Source organism: Microlunatus kandeliicorticis (genome assembly GCF_014137855.1).
GTDB classification, from domain to species: domain Bacteria; phylum Actinomycetota; class Actinomycetes; order Propionibacteriales; family Propionibacteriaceae; genus Microlunatus; species Microlunatus kandeliicorticis.
On the sequence record NZ_JACGWT010000006.1, the window covers coordinates 16,746 to 36,741 of the forward strand.

General features: G+C 74.0%; 21 protein-coding genes and 1 tRNA gene. 9 read left to right on the forward strand and 13 right to left on the reverse strand.

Annotated elements, in window-relative coordinates; translation table 11 throughout:
- Positions 1–35: 35 nt before the first annotated feature.
- Entirely contained in the window at positions 36–1,151 is a 1,116-nt protein-coding gene (gene prfB, locus FHX74_RS16855) for a peptide chain release factor 2 (protein ID WP_182561387.1), read from the reverse strand.
- Between the two features lie 83 nt (positions 1,152–1,234).
- Here prfB and FHX74_RS16860 point away from each other — a divergent pair, with 83 nt between their 5' ends.
- Positions 1,235–2,197, forward strand: a complete 963-nt coding sequence (locus FHX74_RS16860) for an ROK family protein (protein WP_328823885.1) — start codon at positions 1,235–1,237, stop codon at positions 2,195–2,197.
- Positions 2,198–2,210: 13 nt separating this feature from the next.
- On the opposite strand, the gene FHX74_RS16865 is transcribed toward FHX74_RS16860, so the two are convergent.
- From FHX74_RS16865 to FHX74_RS16875, 3 genes are all read right to left on the reverse strand, one after another.
- Positions 2,211–2,573, reverse strand: coding sequence for a hypothetical protein (locus tag FHX74_RS16865; RefSeq protein ID WP_182561388.1), 363 nt, complete (start codon positions 2,571–2,573; stop codon positions 2,211–2,213).
- A gap of 8 nt (positions 2,574–2,581) precedes the next feature.
- Entirely contained in the window at positions 2,582–2,884 is a 303-nt protein-coding gene (locus tag FHX74_RS16870) for a hypothetical protein (RefSeq protein WP_182561389.1), read from the reverse strand.
- Between the two features lie 77 nt (positions 2,885–2,961).
- Positions 2,962–3,504 carry a TetR/AcrR family transcriptional regulator gene (locus FHX74_RS16875; RefSeq protein ID WP_182561390.1) on the reverse strand — a complete coding sequence of 181 codons (543 nt, stop codon included), beginning with the start codon at positions 3,502–3,504 and terminating at the stop codon, positions 2,962–2,964.
- A 73-nt stretch (positions 3,505–3,577) separates the two neighbouring features.
- Between FHX74_RS16875 and FHX74_RS16880 the strand changes: the two genes are divergently transcribed.
- A complete protein-coding gene (locus FHX74_RS16880; RefSeq protein ID WP_182561391.1) occupies positions 3,578–4,630 on the forward strand; it encodes an aldo/keto reductase in 1,053 nt (350 codons plus the stop codon).
- Positions 4,631–4,663: 33 nt separating this feature from the next.
- Here the strand turns inward: FHX74_RS16880 and FHX74_RS16885 are convergent.
- The 5 genes from FHX74_RS16885 to FHX74_RS16905 form a co-directional block, all read right to left on the reverse strand.
- Positions 4,664–4,737: transfer RNA gene (locus FHX74_RS16885), tRNA-Val, on the reverse strand.
- Between the two features lie 251 nt (positions 4,738–4,988).
- Positions 4,989–5,459: a redoxin domain-containing protein gene (locus FHX74_RS16890; protein ID WP_182561392.1), complete on the reverse strand. Its 471-nt coding sequence runs from the start codon at positions 5,457–5,459 to the stop codon at positions 4,989–4,991.
- Positions 5,460–5,462: 3 nt separating this feature from the next.
- A complete protein-coding gene (locus FHX74_RS16895; protein ID WP_235970895.1) occupies positions 5,463–5,891 on the reverse strand; it encodes a DUF3052 domain-containing protein in 429 nt (142 codons plus the stop codon).
- Between the two features lie 173 nt (positions 5,892–6,064).
- On the reverse strand, positions 6,065–7,327 hold the full coding sequence (locus tag FHX74_RS16900; protein ID WP_182561393.1) for an acyl-CoA dehydrogenase family protein: 1,263 nt from the start codon (positions 7,325–7,327) through the stop codon (positions 6,065–6,067).
- 60 nt (positions 7,328–7,387) lie between these two features.
- The gene (locus FHX74_RS16905; protein WP_328823886.1) at positions 7,388–8,431 is read right to left on the reverse strand and encodes a PHP domain-containing protein; all 1,044 of its coding nucleotides are present in this window, start codon (positions 8,429–8,431) and stop codon (positions 7,388–7,390) included.
- 54 nt (positions 8,432–8,485) lie between these two features.
- On the opposite strand from FHX74_RS16905, the gene FHX74_RS16910 reads away from it, so the two are divergent.
- From FHX74_RS16910 to FHX74_RS16935, 6 genes are all read left to right on the forward strand, one after another.
- Positions 8,486–9,706: a PucR family transcriptional regulator gene (locus tag FHX74_RS16910; protein WP_328823887.1), complete on the forward strand. Its 1,221-nt coding sequence runs from the start codon at positions 8,486–8,488 to the stop codon at positions 9,704–9,706.
- 41 nt (positions 9,707–9,747) lie between these two features.
- On the forward strand, positions 9,748–10,245 hold the full coding sequence (locus tag FHX74_RS21190) for a YdeI/OmpD-associated family protein (protein ID WP_328823888.1): 498 nt from the start codon (positions 9,748–9,750) through the stop codon (positions 10,243–10,245).
- 130 nt (positions 10,246–10,375) lie between these two features.
- A complete protein-coding gene (locus tag FHX74_RS16920; protein WP_182561394.1) occupies positions 10,376–11,395 on the forward strand; it encodes an ACP S-malonyltransferase in 1,020 nt (339 codons plus the stop codon).
- A 162-nt stretch (positions 11,396–11,557) separates the two neighbouring features.
- On the forward strand, positions 11,558–11,803 hold the full coding sequence (locus FHX74_RS16925; protein WP_182561395.1) for an acyl carrier protein: 246 nt from the start codon (positions 11,558–11,560) through the stop codon (positions 11,801–11,803).
- A gap of 73 nt (positions 11,804–11,876) precedes the next feature.
- Positions 11,877–13,136 carry a beta-ketoacyl-[acyl-carrier-protein] synthase family protein gene (locus FHX74_RS16930; protein ID WP_182561396.1) on the forward strand — a complete coding sequence of 420 codons (1,260 nt, stop codon included), beginning with the start codon at positions 11,877–11,879 and terminating at the stop codon, positions 13,134–13,136.
- A gap of 47 nt (positions 13,137–13,183) precedes the next feature.
- Positions 13,184–13,387 (forward strand): hypervirulence associated TUDOR domain-containing protein, encoded by a 204-nt coding sequence (locus FHX74_RS16935; RefSeq protein ID WP_182561397.1) that lies wholly within the window; start codon positions 13,184–13,186, stop codon positions 13,385–13,387.
- Between the two features lie 82 nt (positions 13,388–13,469).
- Here the strand turns inward: FHX74_RS16935 and FHX74_RS16940 are convergent, their stop codons facing one another.
- From FHX74_RS16940 to FHX74_RS16950, 3 genes are all read right to left on the reverse strand, one after another.
- On the reverse strand, positions 13,470–14,420 hold the full coding sequence (locus FHX74_RS16940) for an NADP-dependent oxidoreductase (RefSeq protein WP_182561398.1): 951 nt from the start codon (positions 14,418–14,420) through the stop codon (positions 13,470–13,472).
- Positions 14,421–14,483: 63 nt separating this feature from the next.
- Complete coding sequence (locus FHX74_RS16945) at positions 14,484–16,322, reverse strand: gamma-glutamyltransferase family protein (protein ID WP_182561399.1); 1,839 nt, start codon at positions 16,320–16,322, stop codon at positions 14,484–14,486.
- 260 nt (positions 16,323–16,582) lie between these two features.
- Entirely contained in the window at positions 16,583–17,080 is a 498-nt protein-coding gene (locus tag FHX74_RS16950; RefSeq protein ID WP_182561400.1) for a DUF3145 domain-containing protein, read from the reverse strand.
- 152 nt (positions 17,081–17,232) lie between these two features.
- On the opposite strand from FHX74_RS16950, the gene FHX74_RS16955 reads away from it, so the two are divergent.
- Positions 17,233–19,254, forward strand: a complete 2,022-nt coding sequence (locus FHX74_RS16955; RefSeq protein WP_182561401.1) for a S9 family peptidase — start codon at positions 17,233–17,235, stop codon at positions 19,252–19,254.
- On the opposite strand, the gene FHX74_RS16960 is transcribed toward FHX74_RS16955, so the two are convergent.
- Positions 19,251–19,973, reverse strand: a complete 723-nt coding sequence (locus FHX74_RS16960; RefSeq protein ID WP_182561402.1) for a YggS family pyridoxal phosphate-dependent enzyme — start codon at positions 19,971–19,973, stop codon at positions 19,251–19,253. The genes FHX74_RS16955 and FHX74_RS16960 overlap by 4 nt on opposite strands.
- Between the last annotated feature and the right edge of the window lie 23 nt (positions 19,974–19,996).

Below are 19,996 nucleotides of genomic sequence, written 5' to 3' on the forward strand. Positions count from 1 at the left end.
GGTCCCGGGATTTGCCGGGCCGGGGCGCGTCGGGCTCAGCCGGCGGTGGCGACCTCGTGGGTCTTGCGCCAGCGGATGCCGGAGTCGAGGAAGCCGTCGATCTCGCCGTCGAAGACGGCGTCGGGGCTCGAGGTCTCGAACTCGGTCCGCAGGTCCTTGACCATCTGGTAGGGGTGCAGGACGTAGGACCGCATCTGCGCGCCCCAGGAGTTGCCGCCGTCGCCGCGGAGCGCGTTCATCTCGGCCTCGCGGTCCTGGCGGGCCTTCTCCAGCAGCCGCGACTGCAGCACCCGGAGCGCGGCGGCCTTGTTCTGCAGCTGGCTCTTCTCGTTCTGGCAGGACACCACGATGCCGGTGGGCAGGTGGGTGATCCGAACCGCCGAGTCGGTGGTGTTGACGCTCTGGCCGCCGGGCCCGGAGCTGCGGAACACGTCGATCCGCAGGTCGCCCTCGGGGATGTCGATGTGGTCGGCGGCCTCGGTCACCGGGAGCACCTCGACACCGGCGAACGAGGTCTGGCGCCGGCCCTGGTTGTCGAACGGGCTGATCCGCACCAGCCGGTGGGTGCCCTGCTCGACCGAGAGGGTGCCGTAGGCGAACGGCGCCCGGACGGTGAAGGTGGCTGACTTGATCCCCGCCTCCTCGGCGTAGGAGACGTCGTAGACCTCGGTCGAGAAGTGGTGCCGCTCGGCCCAGCGCAGGTACATCCGCAGCAGCATCGAGGCGAAGTCGGCGGCGTCGACGCCACCGGCCTCGGAGCGGATGGTGACCAGCGCCTCGCGCGGGTCGTACTCCCCCGACAGCAGGGTGCGCACCTCGAGCGACTCGATCGAGCTGCGCAGGCTGGCCAGCTCCTTGTCGGCCTCCTCGAGCGACTCGGCGTCGCCCTCGGCCTGGGCCAGCTCGGCCAGCACGCCGACGTCGTCGAGCCGGCGGCGCAGCGAGGTCACCCGCTCGAGCTCGCCCTGCAGACCCGACAGCTTGCTGGTGACCTGCTGGGCGTTGTCCTGGTCGTCCCAGAGGTCCGGACGCGCGACCTCGGCCTCGAGCTCGGCGATCTCCTTGCGCTTGGCCTCGGGGTCGATCACCGCCTCGATCGAGGAGAGCGCCCGGCCGAGGTCGGCGAGCGCTGCAGGGAAGTCGGTAGCCACAAACGTCCACTCTACCGACCGGCAGCCACCGGTTAGGCTCTCCGCCGACCCGGACGGCCCGCCGGGCCCCGCACCAGCCAGGAGTGAGCACGCCGATGACCGAGCACGTCCTGGCGATCGACATCGGCGGCACCAAGATCGCGGTCGCGGTGATCGACGCGAGCGGCACGGTGGTCACCGAGGCCCAGGCCCCGACCCCCGCGACGCTCGACCCGGAGGCGATCTTCGCCCCGGCTGCCGCCGCGATCGCCCGGATCGCCGCGGACGCCTCCTGGGACGGGCCGGTGCGCGTCGGGATCGGTTCGGCCGGCCCGATCGACGGCCCGGCGGGGACGATCTCACCGGTCAACATCCCCGGCTGGCGTCGCTACCCGATCGTCGACCGGGTCCGGACGGTGGTGGCCGCCGCGGTCGACGCCGCACCGGAGACGGTGGCGGTCGGGCTGGCCGGCGACGGGCACTGCTTCGCCCTGGGCGAGCACTGGCTCGGCGCCGGCCGGGACTGGACGTCGATGGTCGGGATGGTGCTGTCCACCGGCGTCGGCGGCGGCGCGGTGATCGACAACCGGCTGTTCACCGGCGTCACCGGCAACTCGGTGCACCTCGGCCACATCAGCGTCAACGCCTGGGGCGAGCGGTGCGTCTGTGGGTGCCACGGCTGCGTCGAGATGTACGCCCGCGGCCCGGCGATGGTGGCCGAGGCCCGCGCCCGCGGCTGGGACGGCGGCACCGACGCCCAGGCGCTGACCGCGGACGCCCGGGCCGGGCACCCGGTCGCGGTGGCGGTGATCGACCACGGGATGCGTGCGTTGGCCGCGGGGATCGCCTCCACCGCCACCAACCTCGACATCCGCACCTTCGTGCTCGGCGGCGGGGTGTCCAAGGCGGGCGCCGTGGTCTTCGACCCGCTGCGCCGCCACCTCGAGGACTTCGCCGCACTCCCCTTCGTCCAGCCGCTCGAGGTGCGCCCGGCCGAGCTCGAGAACGCCGGGATCCTCGGCGCGGCCGCGCTCGCGCTCGGCGACGCGCGGTTCGGCACCGCCTGACCGGTCGTCGGGCTCAGTCGTCGCGACGCCAGCGGAGCGGACGCCGGTCGGCGGCCGCGGCGACGAGCAGCGGACCGCGCCGCAGCACGAGGTAGCCGGCCAGCGAGCAGACGAGCGCGAGCACCGGTCCGCCGGTCCCGAACCAGCCACCGACGGCACCGACGAGCACCAGGCCGGCCACCGTCGCGGCATTCCGGGGGCCGGTCCGGCGGAGCTCCGCCGTCCGGGCGGTGATTGCGCACCAGCCGAGCATCACCAGCAGCACCGGGAGCCACGCGAGCGGACTGGCGAACGCCGTGGCCACCAGCCGGACCGAGCCGAGCAGACCGACCAGCCCTGCCGCGGCCCCGAGGCCGAGACGCCAGCCGCGGTTCACCGCCGGGGTCAGACGAAGCCGAGCAGCTGCTGCAGCCGGTCGACCCGGGCCATGTCGTCCAGGAAGCCGTCCGGGCTGGTCAGGTCGTTGTCGTCGTCCTCGGTGTCGATGATGTACTGCACCGTCTTGACGATCTCGCGCTGCTCGTGGGCCGAGTAGGTGTCCCACTGGGCGAGGATGCGGGCCATGTCGGCGTGGATCGCGAAGGCCCGCCGGATGTCCACCTGGTCGTTGCCGGCGAGGGCCCCGGTGACCATCGCCTGGTGGGAGGTCAGGGCCTCGCGCAGGACGGCCACCTCGTCGTCGGACATGCCGCCAATCTAGTTCGTTGCGGTGCCGGAGCAATGGGTGATTCCCCCGATGCGCCCGGGCCCCGGTCAGCGCCCCGTCAGCGCTCGGGTTGCGCGCGCAGGCCGTCGAGGATCAGGCCGAGCATCCGTGGTGAGCGGTCGTCGGGTCCCGGCGCGGCACGCCAGAGCCCGGCGGTCAGCTGCAGCACGTCCCCGGCGTCGACGTCGGCCCGGATGGTGCCGTCGGCCCTGCCGGCGTCGAGGATCGCCGCGATCGCGGCGACCACCGGGCCGCGGTTCTGCTCGTTGGCGGCCGCCCGGGCCCCGGGACCGAGCGCGTCACCGAGGCCGTGCTTGCGACGCATCGCCTCGACCAGCTCGGTGATCCACTCCCGGAGAGCCTCGATCGGCGTCCGGGTCGCCAGCAGCTCGGGCACGGTGCCGACCAGCCGCTCGACCTCCTCCTGGTAGACGGCGAGCACCAGGTCCTCACGGGTCGCGAAGTGGCGGTAGAGCGTGCCCGGCCCGACCCCGGCCCGCTGCGCGACCTGGTTGAGCGAGGTCTGACCGTCGGTCGCGAAGGCTTCGCGGGCCACCGCCAGGATGCGGGCCCGGTTCTCCCGGGCGTCGGCTCGGACCACGGCTCCTCCTTGCTATTCGGAGAGCTCTCCGGTAACTTTCCGGAGAACTCTCCACCTAACCTAGAGGAGCACTGTGGACTACCTCAAGCTGGGCCGCACCGGCCTGGACGTGTCACCGATCGCCATCGGCGCGATGAGCTACGGCGAGCCCGACCGCGGCCACCCGGTCTGGTCGAAGGACGAGGACGAGGCGCGACCGCTGATCCGGCACGCCCTCGAGGCCGGCATCAACCTCTTCGACACCGCCAACCTGTACTCGAACGGGTCGAGCGAGGAGATCCTCGGCCGAGCGCTGCGCGACTTCGCCGACCGCGACGCCGTGGTCATCGCCACCAAGCTGCGTCACCCCATGCGGCTCGGTCCTAACGGCCGCGGCCTGTCGCGCAAGGCGGTGATGACCGAGGTCGAGCACTCGCTGCGGCGGCTCGGCACCGACTACATCGACCTCTACCAGATCCACCGCAACGACCACGCCACGCCGTGGGAGGAGACCCTCGAGGCGCTCGACGACCTGGTCCGGGCCGGTAAGGTCCGCTATCTCGGCGCGTCCTCGATGCACGCCTGGGAGTTCGCCAAGGCGCTGCACCTGCAGCGCGAGCACGGCTGGGCGCGGTTCGTCTCGATGCAGGACCACTACAACCTGCTGGCCCGCGAGGAGGAGCGCGAGATGATCCCGCTCTGCCTCGACGAGGGCGTCGGCGCCATCGTGTGGAGCCCGCTGGCCCGGGGGCGGCTGGCGCGGGCCTGGGACGAGGCCCGGTCGACCGCCCGGTCGGAGACCGACGGCGCTTACGCCGACCTGCTCTATCCGCCCACCCAGCAGGAGTCGGACCGGGCCGTCGTCGAGGCCGTCGGCCGGGTCGCCGCGGCGCGCGGCGTGAGCCGGGCGCAGGTGGCCCTGGCCTGGCTCCGGCACCAGCCGGTGGTCACCGCTCCCCTGGTCGGCGCCGGCACCACCCAGCAGATCGACGACGCGGTCGCCTCGCTGTCGATCGAGCTGACCGACGACGAGCTCCGGGCGCTCGAGGCGCCCTACACCCCGCGGTACGACTGGCAGGGCGTGTCCGACGAGGCCGAGCTCGAGGCGATCCGTCGTCGGGTGCCGGGGATGGCGCTGTCGTCCTGAGGGACGGACCCGCCCCACCGCCGGGGTGGTCGGTGGGCGCAAAGGGACTCGAACCCCTGACCCCCTGCTTGTAAGGCAGGTGCTCTAACCAACTGAGCTATGCGCCCGCGGACGTCGCCGGGTCATCCAAGCAGGTCGGCGGGCGCCGATCCAGCCGCGCGATCGTCACGAGCGAGCCGCTCGGAGTCTGCAAAGCAGAGGCTCGGAATCCGACACGTCCCGCGTGCGCCCCAGTGCATCACTGGTTGGAGCACGACGTAGGCAGCGTGCTGCACTCTCGGCGGGAGGCGACTCCAGCGCGCGGCGCGACGCAGCCGGCGCTCGAACATCCGGGCCAGCGGGTCGTCATCCGCCACCTTCACACGCCGCTCCTGCCCGCCAACCGGGCCAGCTCGGCGGTGATGTCGCGGGTGGCGCTGATCCGGGCGCGGTCGACCGAGACGATCCGCTGCTCGGCGTCGAGCAGCACGGTGGCGCGGGTGGCACAACCGCGGCCGGCGTCGAAGGCGTGGAAGCGCTGCGCGACCGCCCCGTGCGGCCAGAAGTCGCTGAGCAGCGGGAAGACGAAGCCCTCGGTCTCGGCGAAGACGCGGAGCGCGTACCGGGTGTCGGTGGAGATCGCCAGCACCTCGGCACCCGCCTCCCGGACCGCCGGATAGCCGGCGGACAGCTCGCGCAGCTCACCGGTGCAGACCGCGGTGAAGGCGAACGGGAAGAAGACCAACGCCACGGGCCGGCCGCGCAGCGCGCTGAGCCGCCGCTCGACCCCGTGGGTGTCGGGCAGCGAGAAGTCGCGGACGGCGTCCGCCGCGAGGCGGTCAGCGACCACGGGTCACCGGCGCGACCCCTTCGGCGGCACCAGCTTGCTGGCCGACCAGTCCGAGGAGAGCGAGAAGGTACTGGTCACCGCCAGCCCGGCGGTCACCGCGCCCTCGGCGACGTCGGTGGCGTCGACGAACCCGTCCCGACCGACCTTGGGCGTGAGCAGCCAGATGTAGCCGGAGTCGTCGAGGTCGGTCAGCGCGTCGACCAGGCCGTCGACCAGGTCGCCGTCCCCGTCGCGCCACCAGAGCAGCACGACGTCGACCGCCTCCATCGCCTCCTCGACGAGCTCGCCGTCGACGGCGTCCTCGATGGCCACCCTGATGTCGTCATCGGCGTCCTCGTCCCACCCGAGCTCCTGAACCACCAACCCGGGCTTGAGGCCCATCTTGCTGACGACCGAGGTCTCACCATCCCCGGGCCGTGCCGTCGCACTCAACGAACTCCTGCCTTTCCTCCGGCTGCTGCGGCCGCCGGTGCCCCGCCGGCCGCTTCCTTAGCGCTCAGCCTGCCAGAGCCGACCGGAGCGGGGAAGTCTGCGCCGCATCGACGGCCGATGTCCTCGGGCGTCGTTTCACCGCTGTCGCGCGTGCCGGATGCGAGCGGCGGGGCTCAGGAGAAGGCGCTGATCCCCGTGACGGCCCGCCCGACGATCAGCGACTGCACCGAGTCGGTGCCCTCGTAGGTGAAGACCGCCTCGACGTCGGCGTGGTGCCGGGCGACGTGGTGGTCGAGCAGGATCCCGTTGCCGCCGAGCACGTCGCGGGCCAGGGCGCAGACCCGGCGGGCGGCCGCCGCGGTGTGCAACTTGGCCAGCGCCGCGTGCTTGAGCTCGGCACGACCCCCGGTCTCGAGCTGGCTCATCCGGACGCAGACCTGCTGGGCGCTGGTGATGTCGACCAGCATGTGGCTCAGCTTGTCCTGCACCAGCTGGAACGAGGCGAGCGGCTTGCCGAACTGCTCGCGCCGCAGGGCGTAGGTGAGCGCGGCCTCGTAGGCGGCGACGGCGTGCCCGACCGCCTCCCAGGCCACGCCCTGCCGGGTGCGGGCCAACACCCGGTTGGTGTCGGAGAACGAGTTCGCCCCGGCCAGCCGGGCGTCCGCGCCGACCTCGACGCCGTCGAGCCGGATCTGGGTCTGCCAGACCGCCCGGTGCGCGGTCTTGCCGGTGATCGGACGCGCGGTGTACCCGGGCACCGGGTGCTCGGCCCCGTCCGGGTGCTCGACCACGAACGCGCCCACCTTGCCGTCGTCGTCGCGGGCCCAGACCACCACCAGGTCGGCGATGCTGCCGTTGCCGATCCAGCGCTTCTCCCCGGTCAGCCGCCAGCCGGACCCGGTCCGCTCGGCCCTCGTCTCCAGCGCGACCACGTCGGAGCCGTGGTTCGGCTCGGTCAGCGCGAAGGCCCCGAGCTTCTCCAGGGTGGCCATGGCGGGCAGCCAGCGAGCTCGCTGCTCCTCCGACCCGAGCAGGCCGATGGTCCCCATCGCCAACCCGGAGTGGACACCGTGGAAGGTGCTGAAGCTGCCGTCACCGCGGGCCAGCTCGGCGATGATCATGCCGTCGGCGAGCGGGCTCAGCCCGGCCGAGCCGTGCCCGCTGACCGTGCCGCCGACGATCCCGAGCCGGCCGTAGCTCTTGAGCAGGTCCCACGGCAGCTCGGCGCGCTCCCACAGGTCGCCGGCGACCGGGATCAGCTCGTCGTCGCAGAACGCCCGCACCCGGTCGCGGGTGGCCCGCTCCTCGTCGGAGAGCAGGTCGTCGACGGCGTAGAGATCGGTGCCGCGCGACCGACCCAGGTCGTCCCCGTTCGGGAAGACGGGCTCGGTGCCCGGGTCGCGGACCTGATCGGCGGGGTGGGACGGCTCGGCCATGATCGACTCCTTCGTCGGCTGGGATCCCAGCCTAGGCGGGCCCGTCGACGCAACACCGGGTCAGCTGCCGCACCAGGCCAGCAGCTCGTCGACCGGCCAGGTGTTGACGATCCGCTCCGGCGGGATGCCCATCGCCTCGGCCCGTTCGCAGCCGTAGGCGACGAAGTCGAGCTGGCCGGGCGCGTGTGCGTCGGTGTCGATGCTGAACAGGCACCCCATCTCGAAGGCCAGCCGGAGCAACCGGGTGGGCGGGTCGCGCCGCTCGGGCCGCGAGTTGATCTCCACCGCGGTGCCGAACTGCCGGCACGCCTCGAACACCACCTCGGCGTCGAACGACGACTCGGGCCGGGTGCCGCGCTCGCCGGTGATCAACCGGCCCGTGCAGTGGCCGAGGACGTTGACCCGCGGGTTGGCGATGGCCCGGACCATCCGGTGGGTCATCGTCTCCGAGTCCGAGCGCAGCTTGGAGTGCACGCTGGCCACCACCACGTCGAGCTCGCCGAGCAGACCGGACTCCTGGTCGAGCCCGCCGTCCTCGAGGATGTCGACCTCGATCCCCTGCAGCACCCGGAACGGTGCCAGCTCGGCACCGAGCGCGCGGGTCACGGCCAGTTGCTCGCGCAGCCGCGCGGCGGTCAGCCCACGGGCCACGGTCAGCCGCGGCGAGTGGTCGGTGATCACGCAGTACTCGTGGCCGAGCGCGCGGGCGGTGGTCATCATCTCCTCGAGCGGGCTGCCGCCGTCGCTCCAGGTCGAGTGGGTGTGCAGGTCTCCCCGCAGCACCGCCCGGACGGTCTCGCCGCCCGCGGCGAGCGGCTCGGCGTCGTCGCGGAGCTGCTGCAGGTAGTCGGGCACGCGCCCCTCGACGGCCTGGGTGATCACCGCCGCGGTCTTGGGCCCGACGCCGGTCAGCCCGCTCCAGTCGGCCGAGGCGGCGTGGGCGGCGTAGTCCTCGGGAGCCAGCGCCTCGACGGCGTCGGCGGCCCGGCGGTAGGCCTTGACCCGGTGCGTGTCGGCCCGTGACCGCTCGAGCCAGAAGCCGATCTCGCGCAGCGCCTCCACCGGCGAGGGTCGCGTCGCGCTGCCGATCGCCCCGAGCTCCACGGTCCCCGAGCTTAGGGACCCCGCTGTCGGAGCCGTGCCCTAGGCTCACCGGTCGTGGCGGCCACCTCGCGGGGGATTTCGAAGTCGCTGCTGCCCCCGCCCAAGACCCGGGCCTCGATCGCCAAACGGCTGTCGGCGGTCACCGGGCAGCTGGCCACCGCAGCGGTCACCGCGATGGAGGCCCGGCACGAGTGGTACTCCCAGCTCGACGCCCGGCACCGCAGCTGGATCACCCTGGTCGCCCAGGCCGGCATCGACGGCTTCGTCCGCTGGTTCGCGGACCCGGACCCCAGCCGGCCGAGCACCACCGAGGTGTTCGGGTCCGCGCCCCGCGAGCTGGCCCGCCGGATCTCGCTGTTCCAGACCGTCGAGCTGGTCCGGACCACGATCGAGGTGGTCGAGGAGCAGATCGACGAGGTGATGCCGAAGAACGACCGGCCGTTCCTGCACGCTGCGATCGTGCAGTACAGCCGCGAGGTCGCCTTCAGCGCCGCCGAGATCTACGCCCGCGCGGCCGAGCTGCGCGGCGCCTGGGACGCCCGGCTGGAGGCGCTCGTGGTCGACGCGGTGCTCCGCGGCGAGACCGACGAGACCGTGCTCTCGCGCGCCTCGACGCTGGGCTGGAAGACCACCGCCGCGGTGGCCGTCGTGGTCGGGCCGGGACCGACGGCCGAGGCCACCCCGACCATCGAGTCGATCCGGCACGAGGCGGCGATCGCCGGCATCGACCTGCTCGGCGCCGTCCAGGGCGACCGGCTGGTGCTGCTGCTCGGCGGTGACAGGCTCACCGAGCCCGACCACCCGTTGGTCGTGGTCCGCCGGTTCGTCGACGAGTTCGGCCCCGGACCGGTGGTGGTCGGCCCGGCGGTCGAGCACCTGATGGAGGCCTCGGTGAGCACCCGGGCGGCGCTGTCCGGTTTCCGGGCCGCGGTGGCCTGGCCCGAGGCACCGCGGCCGGTGAGCGCGCAGGACCTGCTGCCCGAACGCGCGCTGTCGGGCGACGGGCACGCCCGCCGCTCGCTGGCCCGCGACCTGTACGGCCCGCTGGCCGCCTCCGGGGTCGACCTGATCGACACCCTGGTGGCCTTCTTCGACCAGGGGTCCTCGGTCGAGGGCGCGGCCCGGACCCTGTTCGTGCACGCCAACACCGTCCGCTATCGGCTCCGCCGGGTGGGCGAGCTGACCGGCTACAGCCCGACCGACGCGCGGGACGCCTACGCCTTGCGGCTCGCGCTGACCCTGGGCCGGCTGCTGCCCCCGGCCGAGACCGCCTGACCAGCCCGCCTGACCAGCCCGCCTGACGAGAGGACGCTGCCGTGCCCGATCCGACCCCCGACCCGACGCCGGACCCGACGCCGGAGCAGACCTTCACGGCGGTGGTCGAGCTCAACGGGAAGACCGCCACCGGGATCGAGGTGCCGGCCGCCGTGGTGGAGGCACTCGGCGGCGGCCGCCGGCCGGCGGTCCGGGTGCGGATCGGGTCCCACACGTTCCGCACCACCCTGGGCAGCATGGGCGGCCGGACGATGATCCCGCTCAGCGCGGAGCACCGGGCCGCGGCCGGGGTCGCCGCGGGCGACACCGTCGGGGTCGCGCTGGTGCTGGACAGCGCGCCCCGCGAGACCGAGGTGCCCGAGGACCTCGCGGCCGCGCTGGCCGGCGACGAGCCGGCCCGGACGCACTTCGCCGGCCTCACCGCGAGCCAGCAGAAGGACTGGGCGACCTGGGTGGCGTCGGCCAAGAAGCCGGAGACCCGCGAGCGCCGGGTGCAGGCCACCCTCGACGGACTCCGGGCGGGCCGCAAGACGCACTGAGGCCCGCTCGCGGGTCCCTCCTCCCGGCGGGGATGGTCAGAGCCGTTTGTAGGGATCCCACAAACGGCGCCGAGCAGATTCGTCGTGTCGCTGCGCGGCGTTCACCGTCAGGTCACGAAAGAGTAAACGCGTGCTCGCCATCGTCGCGCCCGGTCAGGGTGCCCAGACGCCCGGCTTCCTCTCGCCCTGGGTGAAGGAGTCGAGCTTCGCCGAGCGTCTCGACTGGCTCTCCGCCGTCTCCGGGCTCGACCTGGTCGATTACGGCACGACCGCCGACGCCGCCACCATCCGCGACACCGCGGTGGCCCAGCCGCTCCTGGTCGCCTCCGGCCTGCTCGCCGCGCTCGAGCTGTTCCCGCACCCGGCCGACGCGTTCCCGTTCATCGGGGTCGCCGCGGGCCACTCGGTGGGCGAGATCACCGCCGCCGCCGGCGTCGGGGTGCTGTCCGCCGAGCAGGCGATGGTCTTCGTGCGCGAGCGCGGCCGGGCGATGGCCGCGGCCAGCGCGGCCCGGCCGACCTCGATGACCGCCGTGGTCGGGGGCAAGCCGGAGGAGGTGCTGGCCGCGATCGAGAAGCACGGTCTCACCCCGGCCAACCACAACGGCAGCGGCCAGATCGTCGCCGCCGGCACCGTCGAGCAGCTCGAGGCGCTGGCCGGTGACCCGCCGGCGCGGGCCCGGCTGATCCCGCTGAGCGTCGCCGGCGCCTTCCACACCGAGCACATGCGTCCCGCGGTCGAGCGGCTGACCGCGCTGGCCCGCTCGATCTCCACCCACGACCCGCGCACCCGGCTGCTGTCCAACGCCGACGGCCAGGTGGTCGGCGACGGCAGGCAGGTGCTCGACCGGATCGTCGCCCAGGTCGCCAACCCGGTGCGGTGGGACCTCTGCCTGGCCACCATGGCCGAGCTCGGCGTCACCGGGCTGCTCGAGCTGCCGCCCGCCGGCACCCTGACCGGGATCGCCAAGCGCAACCTCAAGGGCGTCGAGCTGTTCGCGCTCAACACCCCCGACCAGCTTCCCGACGCCGCCGACTTCGTCCGCAGCCACGGCGGCATCGCCGCCGAGACCACCATCGCCTGCCACGCGTCACGCTGGCAGATCAGCGCCCCGGCCGACACCGGCGACCCGGTGCCGGCGGGCCTCTGAGCAGCCCGTCGCCGCCGCTCAGCCCCCGTGCCCGGTGCCCGGCTTCGGCCGCGCACCGTCCGGCTCGACCCGGCCCGGTTTCCCCCGGGACGGCCGACCGGGCAAGATCGACCCGCGAGTTCCCCAGCAGACCCAGCACCATCCACGAGGAGACCAGCAGCCATGCCCAGCACCGAAGAGATCCGCACCGACCTCGCCGACATCGTCAACGAGGTGGCCGGTGTGCCCGCCTCCGACGTCCAGCTCGACAAGTCGTTCACCGACGACCTCGACGTGGACTCGCTGTCGATGGTGGAGATCATCTACGCGGCCGAGGAGAAGTTCGGCGTGAGCATCCCCGACGAGGAGGCCAAGAACCTCAAGACCGTCGGCGACGCCGTCGCCTACATCGAGCGCGCCGCGTCCTGAGCTGACGCGCTCCCGCGCCAGCCAGCCGTTCCCGTCCGCCGTTCCCGTCCGCCGTTCCAGGGAGACACCGAGCATGAGCCGCAGCACCGTCGTCGTCACCGGGCTGGGGGCCACCACCCCGCTGGGTGGTGACGTCGCCAGCACCTGGGAGGGCATGCTCGCCGGCCGTTCCGGGGTCAGCGCCATCACCGCGGACTGGGCGGCCGATCTGGCCTCGCGGATCGCCGGCCAGCTGGCCGTCGACCCGGCCGAGAAGCTGGAACGGGTCGAGGCCCGGCGGCTCGACCGGTTCTCGCAGGTCGCGGTGGTCGCGGCCCGCGAGGCCTGGGAGGACGCCGGCTTCGGCTGGGGCGAGGACAACCCGGTCGACCGGGACCGGCTCGGCGTCTCGGTCGCCACCGGCATCGGCGGGATGCACACCTTCCTCGGCCAGTGGGACGCACAGAAGGAGCGCGGTCCGCGCCGGGTCAGCCCGCTGACCGTGCCGATGCTGATGGCCAACGCGGCCGCGGCCAACATCAGCCTCCGGCTCGGCGCGCGCGCCACCGTCCACACGCCGGTCTCGGCCTGCGCGTCGAGCAACGAGGCGCTCAGCGACGCCCGCGACATGATCGAGCTCGGCCGCGCCGACGTGGTGGTCGCCGGCGGCGCCGAGGCGTGCGTGCACCCGTTCACCGTGAACGCGTTCAGCCAGATGCAGGCGATGAGCCGACGCAACGACGACCCGGAGCGGGCCAGCCGCCCCTGGGACACCGGCCGCGACGGCTTCGTGCTCGCCGAGGGCAGCGCGATCTTCGTGCTCGAGCGGCTCGAGCACGCCCAGGCACGCGGCGCGCGGATCTACGGCGTGCTGGCCGGCGCCGGGATCACCGCGGACGCCTACGACATCGTCCAGCCCGACCCGAGCGGCACCGCCCAGGCCAAGGCGATGAAGCGGGCGCTGGCCGAGTCCGGGCTCGAGGCCCGCGACATCGTCCACGTCAACGCGCACGCCACCTCGACCCCGGCCGGTGACGGCGCCGAGGCCGGCTCGATCCGCGAGGCGCTCGGCCAGGACACCACCGCGGTCGTCACCGCGACCAAGTCGATGACCGGTCACCTTCTCGGGGGCGCCGGCGCGCTGGAGTCGATGGCCACCCTGCTCGCCCTGCACGACCGCAAGGTGCCGCCGACGATCAACCTCGACGATCCCGAGCCGGGTCTCGGGATCGACATCGCCACCAGCGTCCGCGAGCTGCCCGAGGGCGACCTCGCCGGGATCAACAACTCGTTCGGCTTCGGCGGGCACAACGTCGCCGTCGCCTTCACGAACCAGTACGCGTCGAACCGCTGACCGTCGCCGGCTGCATCCGGGCCCGCCGTCGCGGGTAAGGGTGGGTCATGAAGGTCGGAGACCGGGTCAGCTGGGGCACCTCGCAGGGACGCACCCAGGGCAGGATCGTCGAACGCAAGACCAAGCCGTTCACGTTCGCCAAGCAGAAGTTCGACGCGAGCGAGGACGAGCCCTACTTCATCGTGGAGAGCGAGAAGACCGGCGCCAAGGCCGCCCACGACGGCAAGGCGCTGCGCCAGCTCAAGTCCTGACCGCGCTTCGACAGGCTCAGCGCGCGTCCCGACGCCATGCCCTGAGCGCGCCCACCGTGCCCTGAGCCTGTCGAAGGGCGGCTCAGTCGAACGTGGTGAGGTCGAGCACCAGCCGGCCCCGGACGCCGCCGGCCTCGAGCCGCCGGTGTGCCTCGGCCGCCCGGCTGGCCGGCAGCACGTCGGCCACCCGGAGCGGCAGGGTGCCGTCGGATGCCTGCTCGCGGAGCCGCTCGAGCTTCTCGGTCTTGGTGGCGTGCTGGCCGACCATCACCGGGTGCACGGTCACGCCCACCGGTGCGGGGGCATCCCAGCCGCGGACCACCGCCAGCCCACCGCCGGGTCGGACCAGTGGCAGCGCCTGCTCGTTGAACAGCGCACCGTCGAGCACCGCGGCGACCCCCTCCGGCGCCACCTCGCGGACGGCGGCGGCGAACCCCTCGCCCCGCGGCAGCACCACGTCGGCGCCCAGCCGGCGGACCAGGTCGACGTCCTCGGGCTTGGCGTCGGCCAGCACCCGCAGCCCGTCGGCCTGAGCCAACCCGACCGCGTACCCGCCAAAGGCACCTGCCGCCCCGGTGACCAGCACCGTCTCCCCCGCGCCGAGCGCGACCGCGTCGAGCGCCAGCCGGGCGGTCAGCGCGTTCATCAGCAACGTCGACGACTCGGCCTGCGTGGCGCCCTCGGGCTGGTGGACCACCGACGCCGCCGGCAGCACGACCTGTTCGGCGTAGGCGCCACCCGTCGGCGAGGCCGGCACCAGCAGCGCGACCACCCGGTCGCCCACCGAGAACCGGTCCACGTCGGGCGCGACCTCCTCGACCACGCCGGCCGCGTCCATCCCGGGGATCCACGGCGGCTGCCGCCCCTCGAACCGGGCGGCCTGTGCGCCGGCGCGGAGCAGCGTGTCGGTCGGGTTCACCGCCGCGGCGTGCACCCGGATCCGGACCTGGCCGGGACCCGTCGTCGGCTCGGGCAGCTCCACCACCTCGAGCGCGTCAGGGCCACCCCAGCTGCGCACACCGATCGCTCTCATGACCAGGACAATCGTCGCCGGCGGGCGGGCATTCCCGCCGTCCGGGACCGTCCCGGTTCCCGCTCAGCGACCGACCGCGTACCCCTGCATCCCGCGCGGGTTGGCCGCGGCGCGGAGCAGCCCGGTCGACGGGTCGTGGCTCAACGCCGAGATCCGGCCCAGGCTCCAGTCCGGTGCCCGGCGGACCCGGTGCCCTCGGGCGGCGAGGTCGTCGATCACCGCGGCGGGGAACCGGCCCTCGATCTCCACGCCGGCCGGCAGCCAGGTCCGCGGGTCGAACGAGCTGACCATCGCCGTGGTGTTGAAGCTGGGGTGGTCGATGGCGGCCTGCAGGTCGAGGCCGCCGAGCGCGTGGGTCAGCCAGAAGACCAGCGGCCACTGGTCCTGCTGGTCGCCGCCGGGGGTGCCGAAGGCGGTGACCGTCCCGTCGGGGTGCAGCGCGAGCGACGGGCTCAGCGTGGTGCGCGGCCGCCGTCCCGGCAGCAGGGTGGACGGCAGCCCCGGCTCGAGCCAGGTCATCTGCAGCCGGGTCCCGAGGCAGAAGCCCAGGGCCGGGATCGTCGGCGAGCTCTGCAGCCAGCCGCCGCTCGGGGTCGCGGTGAGGACGTTGCCCCACCGGTCGACCACGTCGAGGTGGCAGGTGTCGCCGCGCGCCGGCCCGGGCCGGGCAGTCTCCCGGGAGCTCTGCGGCGTCCGGGTGTCCGCGGTGGTCGGGTCGTCGGTGCGCTCCTCGGACCGCCGGACCGCGGCGGCCATCCGGGGCTCGTGCCCGCCGAGAGATCCGGGCCGCAGGTCGGTCGAGGCCTCGGCGCCGATCAGCCGGCGGCGCTCGTCGGTCCGCGCCGGGTCGAGGAGCGCGGCGAGCCGGGCCGCCGCCTCGTCGGTGCCCGGGGTCAGGTCGGCGTCGCCGTACCAGGCGTCGCGGTCGGCCAGCGCGAGCTGGAGCGCCTCGAGCACGGTGTGCACCAGCGCGCCGTCGTGGGCGAACGCGTCGAGCAGCTCCGGGCCGTCGGGCAGCAACGGGTCGAGCAGCCCGAGGGTCTGCAGGAAGCTCGGACCCTGCGACCACAGCCCGGCTTTGACGATCGTGTGGCCGCGCCAGTCGGCGTTGGCCGGCGGCTCGTAGCCGGGACGGAAACCGGCGAGGTCGGCGCCGGTCAGCACCCCGGCGTGCGGGCTGCCGCTGGCGTCGACCACCGCGGTCCGGACGAACGCCTCGATCTCCTCGGCGACGAAGCCCTCCGACCAGGCGGTCAGCATCGCCTCGCAGCGGGCCTCGCGGGTCGGCCCCACGGCAGCGTCGAGCAGCCGGCGGTAGGTGGCGGCGAGCGCCGGGTAGCGGACGATCGTCCCGGTCCCGCCGTGCCGGCCGACGGCGTCGAGCACCGGCAGCCAGTGCGCGGCCGAGGTCGGCCAGTGGTCGCGGAAGGTGCGCTCCATCCCGCGGACGGTGCGGACGACCTGGTCGAGCACCGGGTGGCCGTCCTCGGCGTACCCGAGCGCGAAGCGGAGCACCCGCGCGGGTTCGAGGGTCCCGTGGTCGCGCAACAGCGTGAGCCAGGCCGGCGTGGCGCCGGGGATCGCGGCGGCGAGCAGCCCGGTGCCCGGCACGACCTCGAGGCCCTCGGCCCGGTAGCGGTCGACGTCGGCGGCGGCCGGCGCCGGTCCCTGTCCGCACAGCACCACCGGCTCCCCGCCGGCCGGACGCAGGATCAGGGTGGCGTCGCCGCCGGGTCCGTTGAGGTGCGGCTCGACGACCTGGAGCACGAAGCCGGCGGCCACCGCGGCGTCGAAGGCGTTGCCGCCCTCCTCGAGGACGGCCATCCCGGCCTGACTGGCCAACCAGTGGGTGCTGCCCACCATGCCGAAGGTGCCGCGGAGCTCGGGTCGGGTGGTGAACACCCGATCGAGCCTAGGCAACGCCGTCCGGCCCGCTCACCCGCCCCTGCCTGGCCGAACCCAGCCCGCCACCTCGCACCGGCTGGTGCCACGTCGCACGCCCTATACGCGGTGCGAGGTGGCCGCAGGGTGTGCGACGTCGGGTCTGGGGGTGGGTGCGAGGTCGCCGCAGGGTGTGCGAGGTGGTCGCAGGGTGTGCGACGTCGGATCGAAGGACGGCGGGCGAGGCGGGAGGACGCGAGGGCGAGGGCAGTCGGACGGTCTCAGCCGACCTGGTGCAGCCAGCGGACGGGGGCGCCGTCACCGGCGTGCCGGAAGGGTTCGAGCTCCTCGTCCCACGGACGCCCGAGCAGCTCGTCGAGGCTGGTGGCCAGGTCGGCGCCGCCGAGCGCCTCGGTGAGGATCGCCTTCTTCAGCCGGTCCTCGGGCACCATGATGTCGCCGTGCAGGCCGGTGACGGCGTGGAAGATGCCGAGCCGCGGGGTGTAGGAGTACCGCGCCGCCTCGGTGGCCGCGGTCGCCTCCTCGGTGACCTCGAAACGCAGGCGCTGCCAGCCCTTGAGCGCGCTGGTCAGCCGCGCGGCGGTCCCGGTCGGGCCGCTCCAGGAGTACTCCGTGCGGTACGAGGCGCGCTCGGCCGGCTGCCCGGTCCAGTCGAAGTGGACGGGCAGGCCGAAGACACCGCCGACGGCCCACTCGACGTGCGGGCACAGCGCCGACGGCGCGGAGTGGATGTACAGGACACCACGGGTCGTGCTCATGCGCTCCTCCAAGGCTCGAGGTCTGCCTTCCCCTGCATCCTCGAAACCGCGGTGGACCGCTGCGGCCCATTGTGCCTCATCCGTCACAGCCGCACCAGGCGTCGAGCGCCACCCCGGCCGCGGCCCGCGCCCGCCTCGGTACGGTGAGCCCCATGGTCGAGACCACCACCCGCACGCTCCCGTACGGCTCCTGGCCGTCCCCGGTGACCGCCGAGCTGATCACCGCGAGCAGCACCGGGCTCGGTGACCCGGTCGCCCTCGGCGACGCGACGTTGTGGACGGCTGCGCTGCCCGGCCGCGCGGGCCGGGTCAGCCTGCTCCGGCGGGCGGCGGACGGCACGGTCGAGGAGGTCGTCGGCGGCGACTTCTCGGTCCGGAGCCGGGTGCACGAGTACGGCGGCGGCGAGTGGGCGGTCTCCCCCGCCGGGCCGGAGGCTCCGCCCGGAGCCGCGGTGGTGGTGTTCGCGCACTTCGACGACAACCGGCTCTACCGGGTCGACCTCGACGCCGACGGACACGCCGCGGCGCCGGTCGCGCTGACGCCCGCGGACCCCGGGCTGCGGTACGCGGCGCTCGAGGTACACGGGGGGCTCGGGGTGCTGCTGGCCGTCCGCGAGGACCACCGCGAGCCGGGCGAGGCGGTCACGACGGTCGTCCTGCTCGGGCTGGACCCCGACGACGCCCGGACGCGCGAGGGCGGCCGGGTGCTCTGCTCGGGCGCCGACTTCTACGCCGACCCGACGCTCGGTCCGCTCGACGCCGACGGCGCACGGCGGCTGGCCTGGGTCGAGTGGGACCACCCGGCGATGCCGTGGGACGCCACCCGGGTGCAGACCGCGGTGCTCGACCCGGCCACCGGCGAGCGCGGTCCGGCCACCCAGGTGGCGGGCGGGCCGGCCGAGTCGGCCGTCCACCCCGGCTGGACGCCGACCGGCGACCTGCTGCTGGTCTCGGACCGCACCGACTGGTGGAACCTCTACCGCTCGGCCGGCGGCACCGCCGAACCCGAGCCGCTGTGCCCGCGCGAGGCCGAGTTCTGCCCACCGCCCTGGACCCTCGGCGGACGGCCGTACGCGTTCGCCGGCGAGGACCGGCTGGTCTGCCGGTGGACCAGCGACGGCACCGACCGGCTCGGCGTGCTCGACCTCGGCAGCGGCGAGCTGACCACGCTCGAGACCGACGCCGTCGACGTCGGGGCGCCGAGTGTGTCGGGACCCGTCGTCGCGCTCGCCCTCGGGTTCGCCGACCGCCCGCGCGAGGTGGCGCTGCTCGACCTGGCCGGAGGCGACTGGACGACGCTGGCCCGCTCGAGCGACACCGACCTGCCCACGGGCCTGGTCTCGGTGGCCGAGCCGGTCAGCTGGGACGGCGCGGCCGGGACGGTGCACGCCTGGTACTACCCGCCGACCCACCCCGAGGTCAGCGGGCCGGACGACGAGCGGCCGCCGCTGATCACCGTCTCGCACGGCGGTCCGACCTCGGCCTCGCTGCCCACCTTCAGCCTCGCGCTGCAGTACTGGACCTCGCGCGGCTTCGCCGTCCTCGACGTCAACTACGGCGGCAGCACCGGGTACGGGCGCCCCTACCGGGACCGGCTGCAGGGCGCCTGGGGACTGGTCGACGTGGCCGACTGCGCCGACGGCGCGACCGCGATGGCCGACCAGGGCCGGGCCGACCGCGAGCGGCTGGCCATCCGCGGCGGCAGCGCGGGCGGCTACACCACGCTGCGGGCGCTGACCGCGACCGACGTGTTCACCGCCGGGATCAGCCTGTACGGCATCGGCGACCTCGAGGTGCTGGCCCGCGACACCCACAAGTTCGAGTCGCGCTATCTCGACGGGCTGGTCGGGCCCTACCCGGAGCGGCGCGACGTCTACCTCGAGCGGTCCCCGATCCACCACGTCGACGAGCTGTCCTCGGCGATCCTGCTGCTCCAGGGCCTCGAGGACGCGGTGGTGCCGCCGAACCAGGCCGAGCTGTTCGCCGCGGCCGCCCGCGACAAGGGGCTGCCGGTGGCGCTGATCCTGTTCGAGGGCGAGGGGCACGGGTTCCGTCGTCCGGAGAACGTCCGGGCCAGCCTCGAGGCGCAGCTGTCGTTCCTCGGCCAGGTCTTCGGCTTCGTGCCCGCCGACCCGGTGGAGCAGGTGGAGATCGAGAACCTGCCGGCGCGCTAGGCCGCGGGCGGGCGGGCGCCGAAGATCGCCTGTCCGACCCGGACGGTGGTGGCGCCGTGGGCGATGGCCAGCTCGAAGTCGCCGGACATCCCCATCGACAGCTCGACGGCACCGGCCGGCGCGAACCCCGCGTCGGCGACCTCGGCGGCCAGCCGCTGCATCAGCACGAAGCAGTCGCGGACCCGGTCCTCGTCGTCGCTGTTGGCGGCCAACGTCATCAGCCCGCGGAACTCCAGCCGGTCGGCCTGGTCGACGGCCCGGACCAGGTCGAGCACCTCGGCCGGACCGACCCCGGACTTGGTGTCCTCGCCCGAGGAGTTGACCTGGACGAAGACGTCGAGGGTCCGGTCGGCGGTCTCGAGCCGGCGGTCGAGCGCCTCGGCCAGGCGGACACTGTCGAGGGCGTGGAACTCGGTGGCGAAGGCGGCCACGTCCTTGGCCTTGTTGGTCTGCAGGTGGCCGATCATGGCGAACCCCAGGTCGGGCAGGTCGGCGAGCTCGGCGGCCTTGGCGGCCGCCTCCTGCACCTTGTTCTCCCCCAGCACCCGGACGCCGGCCGCGTAGGCCTCGCGGAGCAGCGCGGTCGGGTGGGTCTTCGACACAGGCAGCAGCCGCACCGCCGCCGGGTCGCGTCCGGCCGCCCGGCAGGCCTCGTCGATCCGGGCCCGGACCCGGGCCAGGTTGGCGGCGACCCCGCTCACGGTTTCGACACTGGTCACGGCTCCACTCTAGGAAGCCGCCG